Raw genomic sequence first — 14,993 nt, 5'->3', positions numbered from 1 at the left:
GCAGCGCGAGGCAGCGCGAGGCAGCGCGAGGCAGCGCGAGGCAGCGCGAGGCAGCGCGAGGCAGCGCGAGGCAGCGCGAGGCAGCGCGAGGCAGCGGCACGCGGGGGACACCGCAGGGGTGCCGGGGGTTGGGGTCCGATTCGCCTGGAAGCCATGGTTGGGGCCCTTTTCGCGAGGTACGGTTGCTGCCCGCCGTCACGCCGGGCCGCGCTCTCCCTGGCGATGGCAGGTGCGACGGCGGCGGGCGAAGGAGGAACGATGACCCGCCCGGGACTGCCCAAGTTGATCGCGACCGACCTCGACGGGACGCTGGTCCGCAGCGATGACACCGTCTCCGCGTACACCCATGGGGTGCTCGACCGGGTGCGAGCCGCCGGAATTCCGGTGGTCGGCGCGACCGGACGCGGCCCTCGGTTGAGCGAACTGACCCGCAACGACATCCGCGCCGCCGACTTCCTGGTCATGGCCGGCGGAGGATGGGTGGTCGACCAGAGCGACCCGAGCGGCCCGGTGGTGCTCCGCGACGAGCGGTTGCCCGCCGAGGTGCTGGCCCGGCTGCTCGCCGATCTGGAGGCGCAGGTCGGCCCGCTCACCGTCATGGTCGAGGCGTCCGACGAGCACGACGCCCCGCTCTGGGGTGACTACCACGAGAGCTGGCCCTACCAGGACCGCTTCGAGGCGCGCACCCGTGACGAGTGCCTCGCCTCCGACGTGATCAAGGCCTTCGCCCGGACCGCCGACCACCACGTGGACGAGCTGCTGGCGGTGGCCCGCGAGATCATCCCGCCGCAGGTCGCCACGCTCACCCAGGCCGGGCTCGGCTTCGTCGAGATCTGCCCGCCCGGCGTGGACAAGGCGACCGGGCTGACAGTGGTGGCGCAGACCCTCGGGGTCGACCCGGCCGACGTGCTGGTCTTCGGTGACATGCCCAACGACCTGCCGATGTTCGGATGGGCCGGCTGGTCGCGGGTGGCGGTGGCAAACGCGCACCCCGCGCTGCGCGCCGTCGCCGACGAGGTGACCTTGCGCAACGACGACGACGGGGTGGCGGTGTATCTCGACCGGCTACTGTCCCGGTAATGGGAAACACGCCCCGCCTCATCGCCACTGACATCGACGGCACGCTGATCCGCGACGACCACACCGTCAGCCCACGCACCGCCGACCTGCTCGCCCGGATCTCCGCGGGAGGCACGCCGGTCGTCCTGGTCACCGGCCGTCCGGTCCGCTGGCTCAAGATGGTGTACGACCAGCTCGCCCGGCCGCTGCCGGCGGTCTGCGCCAACGGCGCCGTGGTCTACGACCCGTTTGAGGACGAGGTGGTGCGGGCCGACCCGCTCGCACCACAGCACCTGGCGGAGGTGGCCCGGAGGCTACGGGCCGAGGTGCCCGGGATCAGCTTCGCCGTGGAGATCCTGGACAGCCGGGAGATGCGGCACGAGGCGCACTACCCGCTGCGCTGGGACGCCGACGCCGACGGCATCCGGCCGATCGAAACGCCGGAGGAACTGCTCTCGGTGCCGGCGGTGAAGCTCCTCGCCCGCGCCGGTGAGCAGGACCCGGACGCCTTCGCCGAGCTGATCGCCACGGCGGTGGCGGGGCTGGCCGAGGCCACCCACTCGTCGTCCTCGGGGCTGGTGGAGATCTCCGCGGCCGGGGTGACCAAGGCGGCGGGGCTGGCCTGGTACTGCGACCAGCTCGGGGTGGCAGCGGCGGACGTGCTGGCCTTCGGCGACATGCCCAACGACGTACCGATGCTGACCTGGGCCGGCCGTGGGGTGGCGGTGGCCAACGCGCACCGCGCCGTCCTGGCGGTCGCCGACGACGTGACGACGGCGAACACCGAGGACGGCGTGGCGGCGTACCTGGAGGGGATTTTCGGGGTGGACTGAGGTCAGAGGTACTGACCGGTGTTGTGACCCTCGCCGCCGCCCGGCTGGCCGATGCCCGGCATCCCGGGGACGATTCCGCCGGGGCCGCTGGGCAGCGCCTGCCGGCCGCCGCGCATCTGCTCCAGCTGCACCCGGGCGGCCATCTGCTGGGCCACCAGCGCGGCCTGGATGCCGTGGAACAGGCCCTCCAGCCAGCCGACGAGCTGGGCGTGCGCGATCCGCAGCTCGCCCTCGCTGGGGGCCTTGTCCTCGGTGAAGGGCAGCGAGATGCGCTCCAGCTCGTCGCGCAGCTCGGGGGCGAGGCCCTCCTTGAGCTCGACGATCGACCGCTCGTGGATCTCCCGCATCCGGTGGCGGCTGGCGTCGTCGAGAGGTGCGGCCTTCACCTCCTCCAGCAGCTGTTTGATCATGCTGCCGATCCGCATCACCTTGGCCGGTTGTTCGACCAGGCGGGTCGGGTCCTCACCCTGGCCCTCGTCGGTCTGCATCGTGCCGATCGGCCGACCGTCCGGGCCGACCACCACCACGGTGCCGGACTGGCCGGAGTCGTCGGGGCCGGGCTCGTCGTTCTGTCCAGCTGAGCGCGCTTCGGTCATGGGGTCCATCTTTACCCAGTGGGCGCGGGCCATGCCCCCCGGGACCGACTCCCGGGGCCGAACCACCCCTGCGGGGCGCGCTACCGTCGCGCCATGCCTGTCGACCCGCGCGCCGTGTTGACCCGGCCGGCTCCGGAGCCCGACCGGACCGTGGCGTACGGGGACGACCCGAATCAGGTGGCCGATCTGCGCCTCCCGACGGGGACCGGCCCGGCCCGGCCGCTCGTCGTCGTGCTGCACGGGGGGTTCTGGCGGGCCGAGTACGACCGGCGGCACACCGGCCCGCTGGCCACGGCCCTCGCCGCCCAGGGCTACCCGGTGGCGCAGCTGGAATACCGCCGGACGGGGCAGCCCGGTGGCGGCTGGCCGGGCACCCTGACCGACGTCCTGACCGGGGTGGCCGAACTGCCCGTGCTGGCGGCCGACGCGCTGCCCGGCCGGGTGAGCCCGACCCCGCCGATCCTGGTCGGGCACTCCGCCGGGGGTCACCTGGCGCTGTACGTGGCGGCCACCGCCCCGGCCACGGTGGGCGGGGTGCTCGCCCTGGCCCCGGTGGCCGACCTGGGCGAGGCGTACCGGCGCGATCTGGACTCCGGCGCGGTCGCCGCGCTGCTCGGCGGCGGCCCGGAGCAGGTCCCGGACCGGTACGCGACGGCGGATCCACGGATGTTGGTACCGATACGAACACGCACAGTAGTTATACACGGTTCAGACGATCATCAGGTGCCGGCGGACATGAGCCGGGATTTCGTAGCGGAAGCCAGTGCCGCAGGATCCGATATCTCCCTTGTTGAACTGCCTGGATGCGAGCATTTCGGGCTGATCGACCCGGAGTCCGTCGCCTGGCCCCAGGTCCTCGCTGTGTTGCGGTCCCTGCACGATGATCACTAGCCATTGACGCAGCGTCGCGGACCAGGTAGAACGCCGGAGGGGCGGTGTTCGGCCCTGTAACGCTTCCTTGGAAGGAACTCGGTGTCGCAGATGAATCGCAGGCGGGCGCTCCAACTGTTGGCCGCGCTCGGTACCACCGGGTTCGTCGCCGGGTGTGGCTCAGACAGTGACGCCGAACCGACCGCCAACCGCAGCCCGGTCAAGATCGGGTTGATCACGCCGCAGGCCGGCGGTTTCAAGAGCATCGGCGACGACATCACCAACGGCTTCCAGCTCTTCCTCGACCTGCACGACCAGCGGCTGGGCGGCCACCCCGTCGAGCTGCTGACCGCCGACGAGGGCGACACCGCGAAGACGGGCAAGGCCGCCGTCGAGGGCCTGCTCAAGCAGGGCGTGCTGGCGCTCACCGGCGTGGTCAACTCGGCGGTGATGGTCGGCATCCGGGACACCGTGGAGCAGGCCCGGGTCCCGCTGATCGGCTCCAACGCCTCACCGAGCAGCCTGCAGAGCGTCTTCTACATCTGGCGGACCTCGTACGTGCTCGACGAGGCCGGCCGGGCGCTCGGGCGTTACCTGCGCGACCAACTGCCGGCCAACGGTCGGGTCGCGATCATCATGCCGGAGAACGTCGGCAGCCCGGACGTCGTACGCGGCTTCAAGCAGGAGTTCGGCGCGACCGACCCGCGGATCAGCGACCCGGTGACCTACACCAACGCCACCGGCAACCCCGGCAAGACGACGTACGCCTCGGACATCTCCAAGGCGCTGGCCAAGAAGCCCACCGCGGTCTTCTGCTTCTTCGCCGGGGCGGCCGCCGTCGAGTTCATCAAGCAGCTGCGTGAGAAGTTCGCCGGGCCGATCTACGCACCGGGCTTCCTCACCGAGGGCACCGTGCTGGAGAACCTGAAGGACAACGCGCTGGGCATCCAGACCGCGCTGAACTACTCGGCCGACCTGAACAACACGTCGAACCGGGTCTTCGCCTCGGCGTACCGCAAGAAGTACCAGGTCACGCCCACCACGTACGCGATGGCGTCGTACGACGCGGCGCAGGTGCTCGACCAGGCCATCCAGCTGACCGGCGGGAAGCCGACGCCGCAGCAGGTCAACCTGGCCCTGGGCAAGATCGGCCAGATCGACAGCCCGCGCGGCATCTGGCAGTTCAACCAGCCGCGTACCCCGCAGCAGAAGTGGTACCTGCGTGAGGTGCAGCGCGACGGTCAGGTCATGTCGAACGTGCTGATCAACGAGCTGGCCACGCTGGGCTGATCGCCCGCGCAAGCACGGTTCGGGGCCGGTCTCCCACTGGGAGACCGGCCCCGAGACGTTGGTGGGTCAGTGCCGCAGCTCGGCGATGCAGCACTTCACACTGCCGCCGCCCTTCTTCAGCTCGGCCAGCTCGACGGGGACCGGCGTGTACCCGGCCGCCTTGAGCTTGCCGGCCAGGCGGGTGGCCTCGCTGTTGAGGACCACGTTCGCGCCGTCGCTGACCAGGTTGAGCCCGAAGGCCATCGCGTCCTCGTCGTCGGCGATCACCGCGTCCGGGAAGAGTTGGGTGAGCACCCGCTGGCTGGCCGCGGAGAACGCGCCCGGGAAGTAGACGATGTTCTCGTCGTCGATGGCCGCGAGCGCCACGTCCAGGTGGTAGAAGCGCGGGTCGATCAGGCGCAGCGACACCACCGGACGACCCAACGCCTCCTGCGCCTCGGCGTGCGCGGGGATCTCGGTGCGGAAGCCGTGCCCGGCCAGGATGAGTCCGCCGTGCGCCTCCGGCACGTACGCGAAGTCGCCCTCGCCCTCGTTGGTCTCGCTGGGTGCGATGAACCGCCAGCCCTGCGCCTCGTAGAAGGCGTGGTGGGCGGCGGCCTCGGCGGCCCGCTGCTCGTGCTTGAACCGTGCGCCGTAGACGCTGCCGTCCACCACGAAGCCGCCGTTGGCGGCGTAGACCATGTCGGGCAGGCCCTGCTCGGGGGTGAGCAGGTGCACCTCGTGGCCGAGGCCGACAAGCGTCTCGCGCAGCCGGTCCCACTGCTTGACGGCCAGGTCCCGGTCGACCGGGGTGGTCACGTCCATCCACGGGTTGATCGCGTACTCGACCGCGAAGTAGTCCGGCGAGCACATGAGATATGTCCGCTTTCGCGGGAAACGCTGCTGGTTCACGGTCACCAAGAGTAGGTACCGTGGAACGTTGAAAACAGCCACAAGTGTTGCTTCCCAGAGGCGGAACGTTGCAGATAGACGCGGTAGACCAGCGGATCATTGCGTTACTTGTCGCGGACGCCCGCGCGTCGTACGCCGACATCGGCGCTCGGGTGTCACTCTCCGCCCCAGCGGTCAAGCGTCGCGTCGACCGGCTACGCGCCACCGGCGTGATCAGGGGATTTACGGCCGTCGTTGATCCGGCCGCCGTCGGCTGGACGACGGAAGCCTTCGTCGAGCTGTTCTGCGCCGGCCGGACCACCCCGGCGCAGATTGGTGTGGCCGCCCGCCGACACCCCGAGGTGGTCGGCGCGTACACCGTCTCCGGGGAGGCGGACGCGCTCGTGCACCTCCGCGCCGCCGACATCGCCCACCTGGAGGCAGCGCTGGAACGACTGCGGGCCGAGTCCTTCGTGACCTCCACCCGCAGCACCATCGTGCTCTCCCGGCTGGTCGAATCGCCCGGCGTCGGGCCGTCCGCCGGCACCTCTTGACCTCAACCCGAGTTGAGGAGGTGGACTGACCCCGAGTGGGCGAGGCAGCCCATCGAGGCCGAGGGGGCTGTCATGCGGGCGATCTGGTTACGGGAGTTCGGCGGACCCGAGGTGCTGGTCCCCGGCCCGGCGCCCGACCCGGTGCCCGGACCCGGGCAGGTGCTGATCGACGTCGCGCACGTGAACATCACCTTCATCGAGACGCAGCTACGCTCCGGACGCCCCGGCCCGTTCCGGCTCACCCCACCGCTGATCCCCGGCAACGGCGTCGGCGGGGTGATCACCACGGTCGGGTCGGACGTCGACCCGGCGCTGACCGGGCGCCGGGTCGTCAGCGCCACCGGCGGCTCCGGCGGGTACGCCGAACGGGCGGTGGTGGACGCGTCCGCGCCCTTCGAGGTGCCGGCCGGGCTGGCACTGGACGACGCGGTGGCCCTGCTGGCCGACGGACGGACCGCCACCCTGCTGGTCGAGGCGGCCGGCGTTCGCCCCGGCGACCGGGTGCTGGTGGAGGCGGCGGCGGGCGGCGTGGGCAGCCTGCTCGTGCAGCTCGCGGCGCGCGCCGGCGCACAGGTGATCGGGGTGGCCGGCGGCGCGCGCAAGGTGGACCTGCTGCCCGGCCTCGGTGCCGACCTGACGGCCGACTACCGCCTGCCGGGCTGGGCCGACCGGATCCGGGACGCGGTGGGCGGAGTCGACGTGGTGTTCGACGGCGTCGGCGGCCCCATCGCCCGGACGGCGTTCGAGCTGCTGGACCCGGGTGGCCGGATGGTCAGCTTCGGGCTGGCCAGCGGCGGGTGGTCCCCGGTGTCGGCGGAGGACGCCACGGCGCGGCACGTCACGCTGGTCCGGCCGGACGTGCCGCCCGCGCGGATGCGCGCGTACACCGATCAGGTGCTGGCGGGCGCGGCGGCCGGCCAGCTACGGCCGCTCATCGGCCAGCGCTTCCCGCTGGAACGCGCGGCGGACGCGCACGCCGCCATCGAGGCGCGCGCGACAGTCGGCAAGACCCTGCTGGACGTGAACTGACCGGGTTCAGAGGTACATGCCGGTGCGGTGCTCCGACTCGTCGCGCCGGACCGGCTTGTCACCCTCACCGAAGAACCGCTTGCCGCCGAACTCGCCGTGCAGACGGTCGTCCAACTCGTCGGCGAGACCGGTCATCACCTGCACCGCGAGCATCAGATGGGTGGCCTGGAAGTTGCGGCCGAACACCGGGATGGACGCCCAGACCGTGTCATCGGCGCAGTAGAGGCGGCCGATCGGCATCCGGTTCGTCAGCTCGGAGAGCTTCACGTAGAGCCGCTCGGTCGGCTCCACCTCGGTGAGCACCGGGGAGAACACGTCCACCAGGGGCGGGTTGTCCCGCACCCGCACGAAGACCATCGCCGAGCCGGCGCGGATGGTGATGTCGCCGTCCGAGTCGATCTGCAACCGGTCGGTGTCCGACTTCAACATCGTGGAGACCACGGTACGGACCCGGTCGGCCAGGTCGAGCACGTCGTCCCGCTCGACCTGAGCGGCAGCCGCCTCGGCCAACGCCTCCTCCAGGTCCGCCTCGACATCGGCGTCCGGGCCGAACTCGCTACGCGCGGTGCCCAGCGGGTCCACCGTCAGCGGTTCGCCCTCGGCGTCGTGCACCAGGTAGACGAGGAAGGCCGGGTGCGGGGCACCGTAGACGTCCCGCAGCGTGCGGGAGAGCAGCGTGGCCACCTGGGTCGACTCGCCCGTCGTGGCGTTCAACCCGAAGGAACCGCCGGAGCCGGCGACCACCCCGGGCGGCGACCAACCGAGCGCGACCATGTCCGCCACCGCGCCCCGGTCCAGTCGGTACCCCGCCGGCAGGGTGGCGTTGCCGACCGCGCGGGCGGACAACACCCGGTCCGCGTCCACGTCCACGCTTATCGAGTAGACGGCGTCACCGGTGCCGGAGGCCGTGGGATCGAGGGTCACGTCGAGGTGCGCGCCGACGGGAAGTTCCCGCAGCCGCACGGCGAGCGCGCGGGCGAACTCCCGCCACGCCTCGGTCACCTTCGCCCGCAGGTCGGTGGTGCTGGGCTCGTCGAGCAGGATCGATTCCGCCGGCTCGGTCGAAGCGCCGGGCAGCTCACCGTGCGGGGCCGAGGGGTGGTCAGCCGTCATGATCGCCTCCGTCCGTCACGATCACCCTACCCACGCCGCCGGTAGGCCGAATCAGCCCGGACCGGGATCGGACAGCGGCGGTCAGCGGGCCGTCGGGTCCGCGGGGTCGGCACCCAACTCGACCGGCCAGGTGCCCGCCAGCGCGCTGAGCCGGGCCGCGGCGTCCGCCGGCTCGGCACCCCGGCCGACCGCCAACCCGAAGAGGTACGCGGTCACCGGCGCCCCGGGACGCAGCACCTGGTGGGCGACGTCCCGGGCCAGATCGAGCACCGCCGGCACCGGCACCGCGGCCGGGTCCAGATCCAACTCGGCGCACACCGCCGTGACCCAGTCGTCCATCACCGTCATCGCGCCCACTCCTCCGCCCGGCGTACGTCCTCGTCAGTGTCGCAGTCGAACCACGGCGGCGGCCCCTCGCCGGACCAGGCCACCTCCCGCACCACGAGACCGGCCAGCAGCGCCCGGACCGGCGCCCCGGACAGGCTCCCGCCCCGCTCGACGGCCAGCCGGTCCAACGCCGCCCGCAGCGCCGCGACCCGCCAGACACCACAGAGCGACTGCCGCCGCCCGTCCCCGTCCACGAAGCACACCCCGTCCGGTCCCCGCTCGCCGCCGCTGGGCGGCGGTGCCGACGCGGAGCGGTCTCCGGCCGGTCCGGTGCGTGCGGACTCACCGTCGAAGTGGTTCAACAGGTCACTGATCGCGGCCCGGGTGAGCAGCGGCAGATCGCCGGCGAGCAGCGCGACAAGGGCGATGTCGGGATCCAGCAGCGCCAGGCCGGCCGCCGCCGCGGCGACCGGGCCCCCGCCGGGCGGGTCCTCCCGGACGACCCGCACACCCGCCGGCACGCCCTGGGCCGCACCGACCAGCACCCGCGGCGTCGCGTCGGCGACGGCGGCCAGCACGCGGTCACGCATCGGCCGACCACCGACCGGAAGCGCGGGCTTGTCGACCCCGCCCATCCGTCGGGCGGCCCCACCCGCGAGCACCACTGCTGCGTACGTCCCCACCCGGCCACGGTAACCGTGCCGGCGCTCGGATGCGCCAGCCCAACCCCTCACCCTGGTGATCATGGAGTTGTCGCTCGACACGCCGACAACACGCGCGGACAACTTCATGATCAACGAGCGGGGTGGGGGTGGGTGGGGTTGGGGTGGGTGGTTCGGGGTGAGGTGGGGGGAGGATGGCGGGATGGGACGGGCAACTGATCGCAGGGGCGTACTCCGGATCGACCTGGACGCGGCGAGCGCCGGCCGCGGGTCGGTCCGCCGGCCGGACACCCTCGCCGTGGAAGAGCCGCTGGAGATCCGGGTCGGCGCGGCCGGCCCCGGCCGACGGCGGCCGCTCGCCGTCACCATGCGTACCCCCGGCGACGACCTGGACCTGGCCATCGGGTTCCTGCTGACGGAGGGGCTGATCCGGTCGACCGACGACGTGCTGACCGCGCAGCTCTGCGCCGGCGCGGAGACACCGAACACGTACAACGTGGTGGACGTGGTGCTCGCCCCCGGAGTGCCGGAACCGACCACCGACCCGTCCCGGAACTTCTACACGACCAGCTCCTGCGGGGTCTGCGGCAAGGCCAGCATCGACGCGGTACGCACCCGGTCGCTCTTCCTGGTCTCGGCGGACCCTCTCAGCGTGCCGGCCACGCTGCTCGCCGACCTGCCCGACCGGTTGCGTGCCGCCCAGCGCGGCTTCGACCGGACCGGCGGGCTGCACGCGGCCGGCTTGTTCACCCCCGACGGCGAACTGGTGGTGCTGCGCGAGGACGTGGGCCGACACAACGCCGTGGACAAGGTGATCGGCTGGGCGGTGCGGGAGCGCCGGCTGCCGCTCGCCGGGCACCTGCTGCTGGTCTCCGGGCGGGCCAGCTTCGAGCTGACCCAGAAGGCGTGGATGGCCGGGCTGCCGCTGCTGGCCGCGGTGTCCGCCCCGAGCACCCTCGCCGCCGAGTTGGCCGAGGAGGCGGGCATGACACTTGTCGGCTTCCTGCGCGGCAACACGATGAACGTCTACGCCCGCCCCGAACGGATCACAGTCTGATCACCAGCTGGTCGAGCAGGTCCAGCCGGATCACGGCGTCGCGGGCCAGCAGGAAGCCCGCGATGCCGAGGATCCAGCCGAGCATGCCGCCGGAGTGGCGCGCGATCCAGGCGTTGAGCCGGCCCAGCACCGGCTCGACCAGCCTCGGCCACGCCATTCGCGCTCCGAGCAGCAGCACCGCCGGCAACACCATGACCACGCAGTAGGCAGCGAGCAGACCCACCATCTGCGCCGCACCGACCTCGGAGGTGGTCAGCAGGCCGACCGCGCCGAGGTACGGCAGCATCGTCGCCACCTCCGCGAGCGCGGCGAGGAGCGCCAGCCCCACCAGCCAGCGCACCGAGGAGTCGCCAGCTGTGACGCGGTCCCGCCACCGCAGCACACCGCCGCCGCGTGGGCGTCGTTTGCCGTCGTACCGGAAGCTGAGCGCGAACAGCCCGACCCCGAGAACGAGCTGCGCCCAGAGCACCGGCCGGTTGTCCATCGCCCCGCCGAGGACGTCGGCCAACTGGCTGCCACCCAGGGCGAGCAGCAGCCCCACGGCGAAGTAGAAGACGGCGATGGTGCCGAGGTAGACGAGGATCCGCCGCGCGTTGATCGTCCCGGGTGCGAGCAGCAGCCAGACCGGGATGAAGAGGGTGCCGATGCTGGTGCTGTCGATCAACGCCAGCCCGGCCAGCGACAGCAGCAACTCGGGGGTCATGTCGTACCGACACGGTTAACGGCCACGAGATCATTCTCCGGCGGTGGTGAGCCGGCCGCGTCGGCCGTGGACAGGAGCAACGCGTACATCCTTCGACGGAGGGCGGTGCCGAGGAAAGCGGCCAGGGCCCGCCCTGCGCATGATCGACTCGGGTTCGCGTCGCAGCCTTGTCGCTCGTCAGGCCAGCTGGAGGATGCTCCAGTTGGTGGGGAGCACCTTCGCCGCGGCCTCGGGTCGCGCCGTCGCGTAGTGCGCCTCGTGGGTGAGTGCCGCACGGGCGGCATGGCCGAGCGAGATGTCACCGTCCCCGGCGCGGGCCAACGTGCCGGTGTCTCGCACGTCCTCGGCGTCGAGAGGCAGCAGGCGGATCATCGGGGCGGTCATCATCAGGGCCAGCAGCGCGGCATCGATCTCGTCGGTCGCGTTTGCGAAGGCGACAGCCAGGCACGTCGCCGGTACGGCCACCTGCCGACCCTCGTCGGCGACCTCCAGCATCAGCTCCCCCACCGATGGGTTGCCCTCGAGGTAGGCCGTCAACGCCGACGCGTCGAAGACGGCAGCGATCTGATCGCTCATCCCGCGCGGCCCAACATCCGGCGTCCTTCGGCCAGGGCGTCCGCCGGAATGGGCGTCGCCAGCCGCTCCCGCCACCGCGCCCGGCCCGCCTCGGTCACCTCGATGCCGGCGCGCCGCAGCACCTCGTCGAGGTGCATGACCTCCATCTGGGCCCGTACCGCCGCGGTGATGGCGGCCGAGACGTTGGGCTGCCGATCCAGCCACTCCGCGACGTCGTCGGGGAGGCTCACGGAGCGCTTGACGGTCATGTCCGCCAGCCTATCAATTCTGGTAGCACCCGCGGTATTACCGCGCGTGTGATCGGACCGGTCAGCGGCGGCCACGTCGGCTCCGTCTGCGGGGACGGATGACCCCGGGCATCCCGACCGACGGCCAGCCGTCCAGCTCGGCCGGGGGCACGCCGCGCCGGATCAGGTCGTCCAGTAGCAGGGCGAGCGAGTAGCCGGGGTGCAGACCGAGCGTGCGTTCGAGCGCGACCGCCGCCAACGCGCCCTGCCCGGCGCGCCAGGCAGCGAACGCCAGCAACGCACCGGGCGCGGCGGTCAGCTCCGGCTCGGCCCGGCGCAGCACGTCGGTCCACAGGGCGATGTCCCGATCGCGACCGTCGGTGCGTTCCCAGGCGTGGTCGCGCACCGGCAGGTGGGTCATCAGCACCGTCAGCCAGGCCACCTCGTCGTCGTCGAGCCGTTCACCGCGCCGCTGCCGGCGTTGCGCCTCGCGAACCGCCGTCACCCCGGCGGAGCGCACCGCTCGACCGCCGAGCAGATCGCTGGCGGGCGCGCCCTCGATCAGGTCGACGAGCCGTTTCTCGGCCCCGACGGCGGCCGCGCGCAACGCGTCCCGGGCCGGACCTTCGACCGGCGACACCTGCGCCACGAGGGCGGCCCGGTCCGGGAGAGCGACCTGGCCGGCGAAGACCGCCGACGCCGTCACCTGGTTGATCTCCGGGTCGTAGCGGCGACCCTCGGGTGGGCAGCACTCGGCCTCGGTGCAGAGGTAGGACCACCACCGGCCGTCGGTCACCCGCAGCGCGTCGAGCACCTCCAGGCCGACACCGGTCAGCGCGGCGCGTACGGCATCCACGCTCGGGGTGACCCGGTCGGGCGGGCCGTAACCCACGACTGTGGCAGCCTCCGCGCCCTGCCGGTGGATCACCCCGGCCAGGTGTCGGGCCCGGTCGAGGGGATCCGTGGACGGCTCGGGCAGGTCGGCGCGGGCGGCGAAGATGATCTGCCGGCCGCGCAGCGCCACCGCGACCACGCTGTCGGCGGGGTGGAAACCCAGCAGGTACGGCACGGCGGCGATCAGGTCGGCGGGTGAGCGGACGGCCAACTGGGGGCGTTCGGTCGAGGTCATGTCGGAAGCCTGCGGCGGGGGCACCGGGCCCGGCCACCCCTGTGGACGACACGCGGCTTATCCACAGTTACGCAGCGTGTTTTCCCTGCTCATGCCACACCGACGAGTGCCGAAAGAGCGCCGATGTCGTCGGGCGACACCTGGCTGTCGTAAGGAGCGGTTACCGTGCGCTGATGGACCTGGCGTACCTGCGCGCGCATCCGGCGCACCTCCCGACCTTCCGGACCCATCAGCGGCTCCGGGAGACGCCGGTCGCCGGTGGAGACATCTGCGCCGCCGCCCGGCTCACCCTCGACGACGGCCACTCCGTCTTCGCCAAGTCCTGGCCGGAGAACGCCGACCGACCGGTGCCGGAGGGCTTCTTCGCCGCCGAGGCCGCCGGCCTGCGCTGGCTGCGGGAGGCGGGCGCGGTCGCCGTACCCGAGGTGATCGTGGTGTTGCCGGAGCTGCTGGCGCTCGACTGGGTGGAGCCCGGCGAGCCGACGCCGGAGGCCGCGGAGCGCTTCGGCCGGGAATTGGCCGGGTTGCACCGGGCGGGCGCGACCACCTTCGGTGCGGCCTGGCCCGGTTTCATCGGCGCGCTTCCCCAGGACAACACCCCCACCGAGGGGCGCTGGTCGACCTGGTTCGTCGAGCGGCGCCTCGCCCCCTACCTGCGACGCTCGGTCGACGGCCGTGCGCTCAGCGGGGCCGACGCCGATCTGGTCGAGCAGGTGATCGGTCGCCTCGACGGGCTCGGCGGCGACGAGCCGCCCGCGCGCATCCACGGCGACCTGTGGCCGGGCAACGTGCTGTGGGGGGCCGACGACCGGGCCTGGCTGGTCGACCCGGCGGCGCACGGTGGGCACCGGGAAACGGATCTCGCCCAGCTCGCCCTCTTCGGCGGCATCCCCCACCTGGGTCGGGTGCTGGCCGCCTACCAGGAGAGTTGGCCGCTGTCGGACGGTTGGCGGGACCGCGTGCCGCTACATCAGCTGCATCTGCTGCTTGTGCACACCGCGCTCTTCGGCGCCAGTTACCGAGATGCGGTCGTCCGGACCGCCCGCGCCGTCCTGGGCCGGGCCGAGCGCGCTACGGTCGACAGGTGAGCGCCGCCCCGGGGTCCGACGGCGTCCTCGTCGACCGGTACGGCCGCGTCGCCCGGGACCTGCGCGTGTCCCTCACCGACAAGTGCAACCTGCGCTGCACCTACTGCATGCCGGCGGAAGGGCTGCCCTGGCTGGCCGGCCCCGAGCTGCTGACCGACGAGGAGATCGTCCGGCTGGTCCGGGTGGCGGTCGAGCTGCTCGGCGTGACCGAGGTGCGGTTCACCGGCGGTGAGCCGCTGATCCGACCCGGGCTGGTCGACATCGTGACGGCCGTCGCCGCCCTCCAGCCCCGCCCCCGGGTCTCGCTGACCACCAACGGCATCGGCCTGGACCGGCTGGCCCCGGCGTTGCGCGCGGCCGGCCTGGACCGGGTGAACGTCTCACTGGACACCCTGGACCCGGACCGGTTCACCACGCTCACCCGCCGTCCCCGCCTCGACGCGGTGCTGGCCGGGCTGGCCGGGGCGGCGGCAGTCGGCCTCAGCCCCGTGAAGATCAACTCAGTGCTGATGCGAGGTGTGAACGAGGACGAGGCGCCAGCGCTGCTCCGCTTCGCCCTCGATCACGACTACCAGCTGCGGATCATCGAGCAGATGCCGCTGGACGCCCAACACGGTTGGGCCCGCGGCACCATGGTCACCGCCGAGGAGATCCTGGCGTCCCTGCGTACCGCCTTCGATCTCAGCCCCGACCCGGCCGAGCGCGGTGCGGCACCGGCGGAGACCTGGCTGGTCGACGGAGGTCCCGCCCGGGTCGGTGTGATCGCCAGCGTCACCCGCCCCTTCTGCGGGGACTGCGACCGCACCCGGCTGACCGCCGACGGTCAGGTCCGCGCCTGCCTCTTCGCCACCGAGGAGTCGGATCTGCGCGCCGCGCTGCGGGCCGGCGCGGACGACGACGAGCTGGCCCGACGCTGGCGCACCGCGATGTGGGGCAAGCGCGCCGGGCACGGCATCGACGACCCGGCCTTCCTCCAACCGACCCGACCGATGTCCGCGATCGGGGGCTGA

General features: G+C 72.4%; 18 protein-coding genes. 9 read left to right on the top strand and 9 right to left on the bottom strand.

Annotated elements, in window-relative coordinates; genetic code table 11:
* The first annotated feature begins 258 nt into the window (after positions 1-258).
* On the top strand, positions 259-1,080 hold the full coding sequence (locus AB0C03_RS29750) for an HAD family hydrolase (protein ID WP_030331724.1): 822 nt from the start codon (positions 259-261) through the stop codon (positions 1,078-1,080).
* Positions 1,080-1,892, top strand: coding sequence for an HAD family hydrolase (locus AB0C03_RS29745; RefSeq protein WP_030331725.1), 813 nt, complete (start codon positions 1,080-1,082; stop codon positions 1,890-1,892). Before AB0C03_RS29750 ends, AB0C03_RS29745 begins: the two co-directional genes overlap by 1 nt.
* Positions 1,893-1,894: 2 nt before the next feature.
* Here AB0C03_RS29745 and AB0C03_RS29740 read toward each other — a convergent pair whose 3' ends face one another.
* Positions 1,895-2,497 carry a bacterial proteasome activator family protein gene (locus AB0C03_RS29740; protein WP_030331726.1) on the bottom strand — a complete coding sequence of 201 codons (603 nt, stop codon included), beginning with the start codon at positions 2,495-2,497 and terminating at the stop codon, positions 1,895-1,897.
* Between the two features lie 84 nt (positions 2,498-2,581).
* Between AB0C03_RS29740 and AB0C03_RS29735 the strand changes: the two genes are divergently transcribed.
* Both AB0C03_RS29735 and AB0C03_RS29730 read left to right on the top strand, forming a co-directional pair.
* Positions 2,582-3,379, top strand: coding sequence for an alpha/beta hydrolase family protein (locus AB0C03_RS29735; protein ID WP_210865586.1), 798 nt, complete (start codon positions 2,582-2,584; stop codon positions 3,377-3,379).
* An 81-nt stretch (positions 3,380-3,460) separates the two neighbouring features.
* Positions 3,461-4,648 (top strand): ABC transporter substrate-binding protein, encoded by a 1,188-nt coding sequence (locus tag AB0C03_RS29730; RefSeq protein WP_030331728.1) that lies wholly within the window; start codon positions 3,461-3,463, stop codon positions 4,646-4,648.
* Positions 4,649-4,714: 66 nt separating this feature from the next.
* Here the strand turns inward: AB0C03_RS29730 and ddaH are convergent, their stop codons facing one another.
* Positions 4,715-5,548 (bottom strand): dimethylargininase, encoded by an 834-nt coding sequence (ddaH, locus tag AB0C03_RS29725; protein WP_342446904.1) that lies wholly within the window; start codon positions 5,546-5,548, stop codon positions 4,715-4,717.
* A 59-nt stretch (positions 5,549-5,607) separates the two neighbouring features.
* Between ddaH and AB0C03_RS29720 the strand changes: the two genes are divergently transcribed.
* Together AB0C03_RS29720 and AB0C03_RS29715 are read left to right on the top strand one after the other, a co-directional pair.
* The gene (locus AB0C03_RS29720; protein ID WP_030331732.1) at positions 5,608-6,072 is read left to right on the top strand and encodes an Lrp/AsnC family transcriptional regulator; all 465 of its coding nucleotides are present in this window, start codon (positions 5,608-5,610) and stop codon (positions 6,070-6,072) included.
* Between the two features lie 72 nt (positions 6,073-6,144).
* Positions 6,145-7,101, top strand: a complete 957-nt coding sequence (locus AB0C03_RS29715; protein ID WP_357640438.1) for a zinc-binding dehydrogenase — start codon at positions 6,145-6,147, stop codon at positions 7,099-7,101.
* Positions 7,102-7,107: 6 nt separating this feature from the next.
* Here the strand turns inward: AB0C03_RS29715 and AB0C03_RS29710 are convergent, their stop codons facing one another.
* The 3 genes from AB0C03_RS29710 to mobA all read right to left on the bottom strand — a co-directional run bounded on the left by AB0C03_RS29710 (position 7,108) and on the right by mobA (position 9,287).
* Positions 7,108-8,214 carry a T3SS (YopN, CesT) and YbjN peptide-binding chaperone 1 gene (locus tag AB0C03_RS29710; RefSeq protein WP_030331736.1) on the bottom strand — a complete coding sequence of 369 codons (1,107 nt, stop codon included), beginning with the start codon at positions 8,212-8,214 and terminating at the stop codon, positions 7,108-7,110.
* Positions 8,215-8,295: 81 nt separating this feature from the next.
* Positions 8,296-8,562, bottom strand: a complete 267-nt coding sequence (locus tag AB0C03_RS29705; protein WP_030331739.1) for a DUF6457 domain-containing protein — start codon at positions 8,560-8,562, stop codon at positions 8,296-8,298.
* Positions 8,559-9,287 (bottom strand): molybdenum cofactor guanylyltransferase, encoded by a 729-nt coding sequence (gene mobA / locus AB0C03_RS29700; protein ID WP_357640433.1) that lies wholly within the window; start codon positions 9,285-9,287, stop codon positions 8,559-8,561. Before mobA ends, AB0C03_RS29705 begins: the two co-directional genes overlap by 4 nt.
* A 118-nt stretch (positions 9,288-9,405) precedes the next feature.
* Between mobA and fdhD the strand changes: the two genes are divergently transcribed.
* Entirely contained in the window at positions 9,406-10,260 is an 855-nt protein-coding gene (gene fdhD, locus AB0C03_RS29695; RefSeq protein ID WP_357640430.1) for a formate dehydrogenase accessory sulfurtransferase FdhD, read from the top strand.
* Here the strand turns inward: fdhD and AB0C03_RS29690 are convergent.
* From AB0C03_RS29690 to AB0C03_RS29675, 4 genes are all read right to left on the bottom strand, one after another.
* Positions 10,250-10,963, bottom strand: coding sequence for a GAP family protein (locus AB0C03_RS29690; protein ID WP_030331745.1), 714 nt, complete (start codon positions 10,961-10,963; stop codon positions 10,250-10,252). The genes fdhD and AB0C03_RS29690 overlap by 11 nt on opposite strands.
* Before the next feature lie 177 nt (positions 10,964-11,140).
* Positions 11,141-11,539, bottom strand: a complete 399-nt coding sequence (locus tag AB0C03_RS29685) for a hypothetical protein (RefSeq protein ID WP_030331747.1) — start codon at positions 11,537-11,539, stop codon at positions 11,141-11,143.
* Positions 11,536-11,787: a hypothetical protein gene (locus tag AB0C03_RS29680; protein WP_030331749.1), complete on the bottom strand. Its 252-nt coding sequence runs from the start codon at positions 11,785-11,787 to the stop codon at positions 11,536-11,538. The genes AB0C03_RS29685 and AB0C03_RS29680 overlap by 4 nt, the downstream gene beginning before the upstream one ends.
* Positions 11,788-11,848: 61 nt before the next feature.
* Positions 11,849-12,895 carry a DUF4192 domain-containing protein gene (locus AB0C03_RS29675; RefSeq protein ID WP_357640425.1) on the bottom strand — a complete coding sequence of 349 codons (1,047 nt, stop codon included), beginning with the start codon at positions 12,893-12,895 and terminating at the stop codon, positions 11,849-11,851.
* Positions 12,896-13,068: 173 nt separating this feature from the next.
* Between AB0C03_RS29675 and AB0C03_RS29670 the strand changes: the two genes are divergently transcribed.
* Both AB0C03_RS29670 and moaA read left to right on the top strand, forming a co-directional pair.
* On the top strand, positions 13,069-13,983 hold the full coding sequence (locus AB0C03_RS29670; protein ID WP_357640422.1) for a fructosamine kinase family protein: 915 nt from the start codon (positions 13,069-13,071) through the stop codon (positions 13,981-13,983).
* On the top strand, positions 13,980-14,993 hold the full coding sequence (moaA, locus tag AB0C03_RS29665; protein ID WP_357640419.1) for a GTP 3',8-cyclase MoaA: 1,014 nt from the start codon (positions 13,980-13,982) through the stop codon (positions 14,991-14,993). The genes AB0C03_RS29670 and moaA overlap by 4 nt, the downstream gene beginning before the upstream one ends.

The sequence above is a fragment of the Micromonospora parva genome, assembly GCF_040649675.1.
Classification (GTDB): domain Bacteria; phylum Actinomycetota; class Actinomycetes; order Mycobacteriales; family Micromonosporaceae; genus Micromonospora; species Micromonospora parva.
The sequence above is the reverse complement of the archived record's forward strand: the minus strand, read 5'-3'. Positions and strand labels throughout refer to the sequence as shown.

What these genes read in the sequence shown, in the direction of transcription:
- AB0C03_RS29710 (WP_030331736.1), bottom strand. Translation starts at nt 8,214, where the DNA reads ATGACGGCTGACCACCCCTCGGCCCCGCACGGTGAGCTGCCCGGCGCT.
- AB0C03_RS29670 (WP_357640422.1), top strand. Translation starts at nt 13,069, where the DNA reads ATGGACCTGGCGTACCTGCGCGCGCATCCGGCGCACCTCCCGACCTTC.
- fdhD (WP_357640430.1), top strand. Translation starts at nt 9,406, where the DNA reads ATGGGACGGGCAACTGATCGCAGGGGCGTACTCCGGATCGACCTGGAC.
- AB0C03_RS29675 (WP_357640425.1), bottom strand. Translation starts at nt 12,895, where the DNA reads ATGACCTCGACCGAACGCCCCCAGTTGGCCGTCCGCTCACCCGCCGAC.
- AB0C03_RS29680 (WP_030331749.1), bottom strand. Translation starts at nt 11,787, where the DNA reads ATGACCGTCAAGCGCTCCGTGAGCCTCCCCGACGACGTCGCGGAGTGG.
- mobA (WP_357640433.1), bottom strand. Translation starts at nt 9,287, where the DNA reads ATGATCACCAGGGTGAGGGGTTGGGCTGGCGCATCCGAGCGCCGGCAC.
- AB0C03_RS29690 (WP_030331745.1), bottom strand. Translation starts at nt 10,963, where the DNA reads ATGACCCCCGAGTTGCTGCTGTCGCTGGCCGGGCTGGCGTTGATCGAC.
- AB0C03_RS29685 (WP_030331747.1), bottom strand. Translation starts at nt 11,539, where the DNA reads ATGAGCGATCAGATCGCTGCCGTCTTCGACGCGTCGGCGTTGACGGCC.
- AB0C03_RS29715 (WP_357640438.1), top strand. Translation starts at nt 6,145, where the DNA reads ATGCGGGCGATCTGGTTACGGGAGTTCGGCGGACCCGAGGTGCTGGTC.
- AB0C03_RS29745 (WP_030331725.1), top strand. Translation starts at nt 1,080, where the DNA reads ATGGGAAACACGCCCCGCCTCATCGCCACTGACATCGACGGCACGCTG.
- AB0C03_RS29740 (WP_030331726.1), bottom strand. Translation starts at nt 2,497, where the DNA reads ATGGACCCCATGACCGAAGCGCGCTCAGCTGGACAGAACGACGAGCCC.
- AB0C03_RS29705 (WP_030331739.1), bottom strand. Translation starts at nt 8,562, where the DNA reads ATGACGGTGATGGACGACTGGGTCACGGCGGTGTGCGCCGAGTTGGAT.
- AB0C03_RS29735 (WP_210865586.1), top strand. Translation starts at nt 2,582, where the DNA reads ATGCCTGTCGACCCGCGCGCCGTGTTGACCCGGCCGGCTCCGGAGCCC.
- AB0C03_RS29750 (WP_030331724.1), top strand. Translation starts at nt 259, where the DNA reads ATGACCCGCCCGGGACTGCCCAAGTTGATCGCGACCGACCTCGACGGG.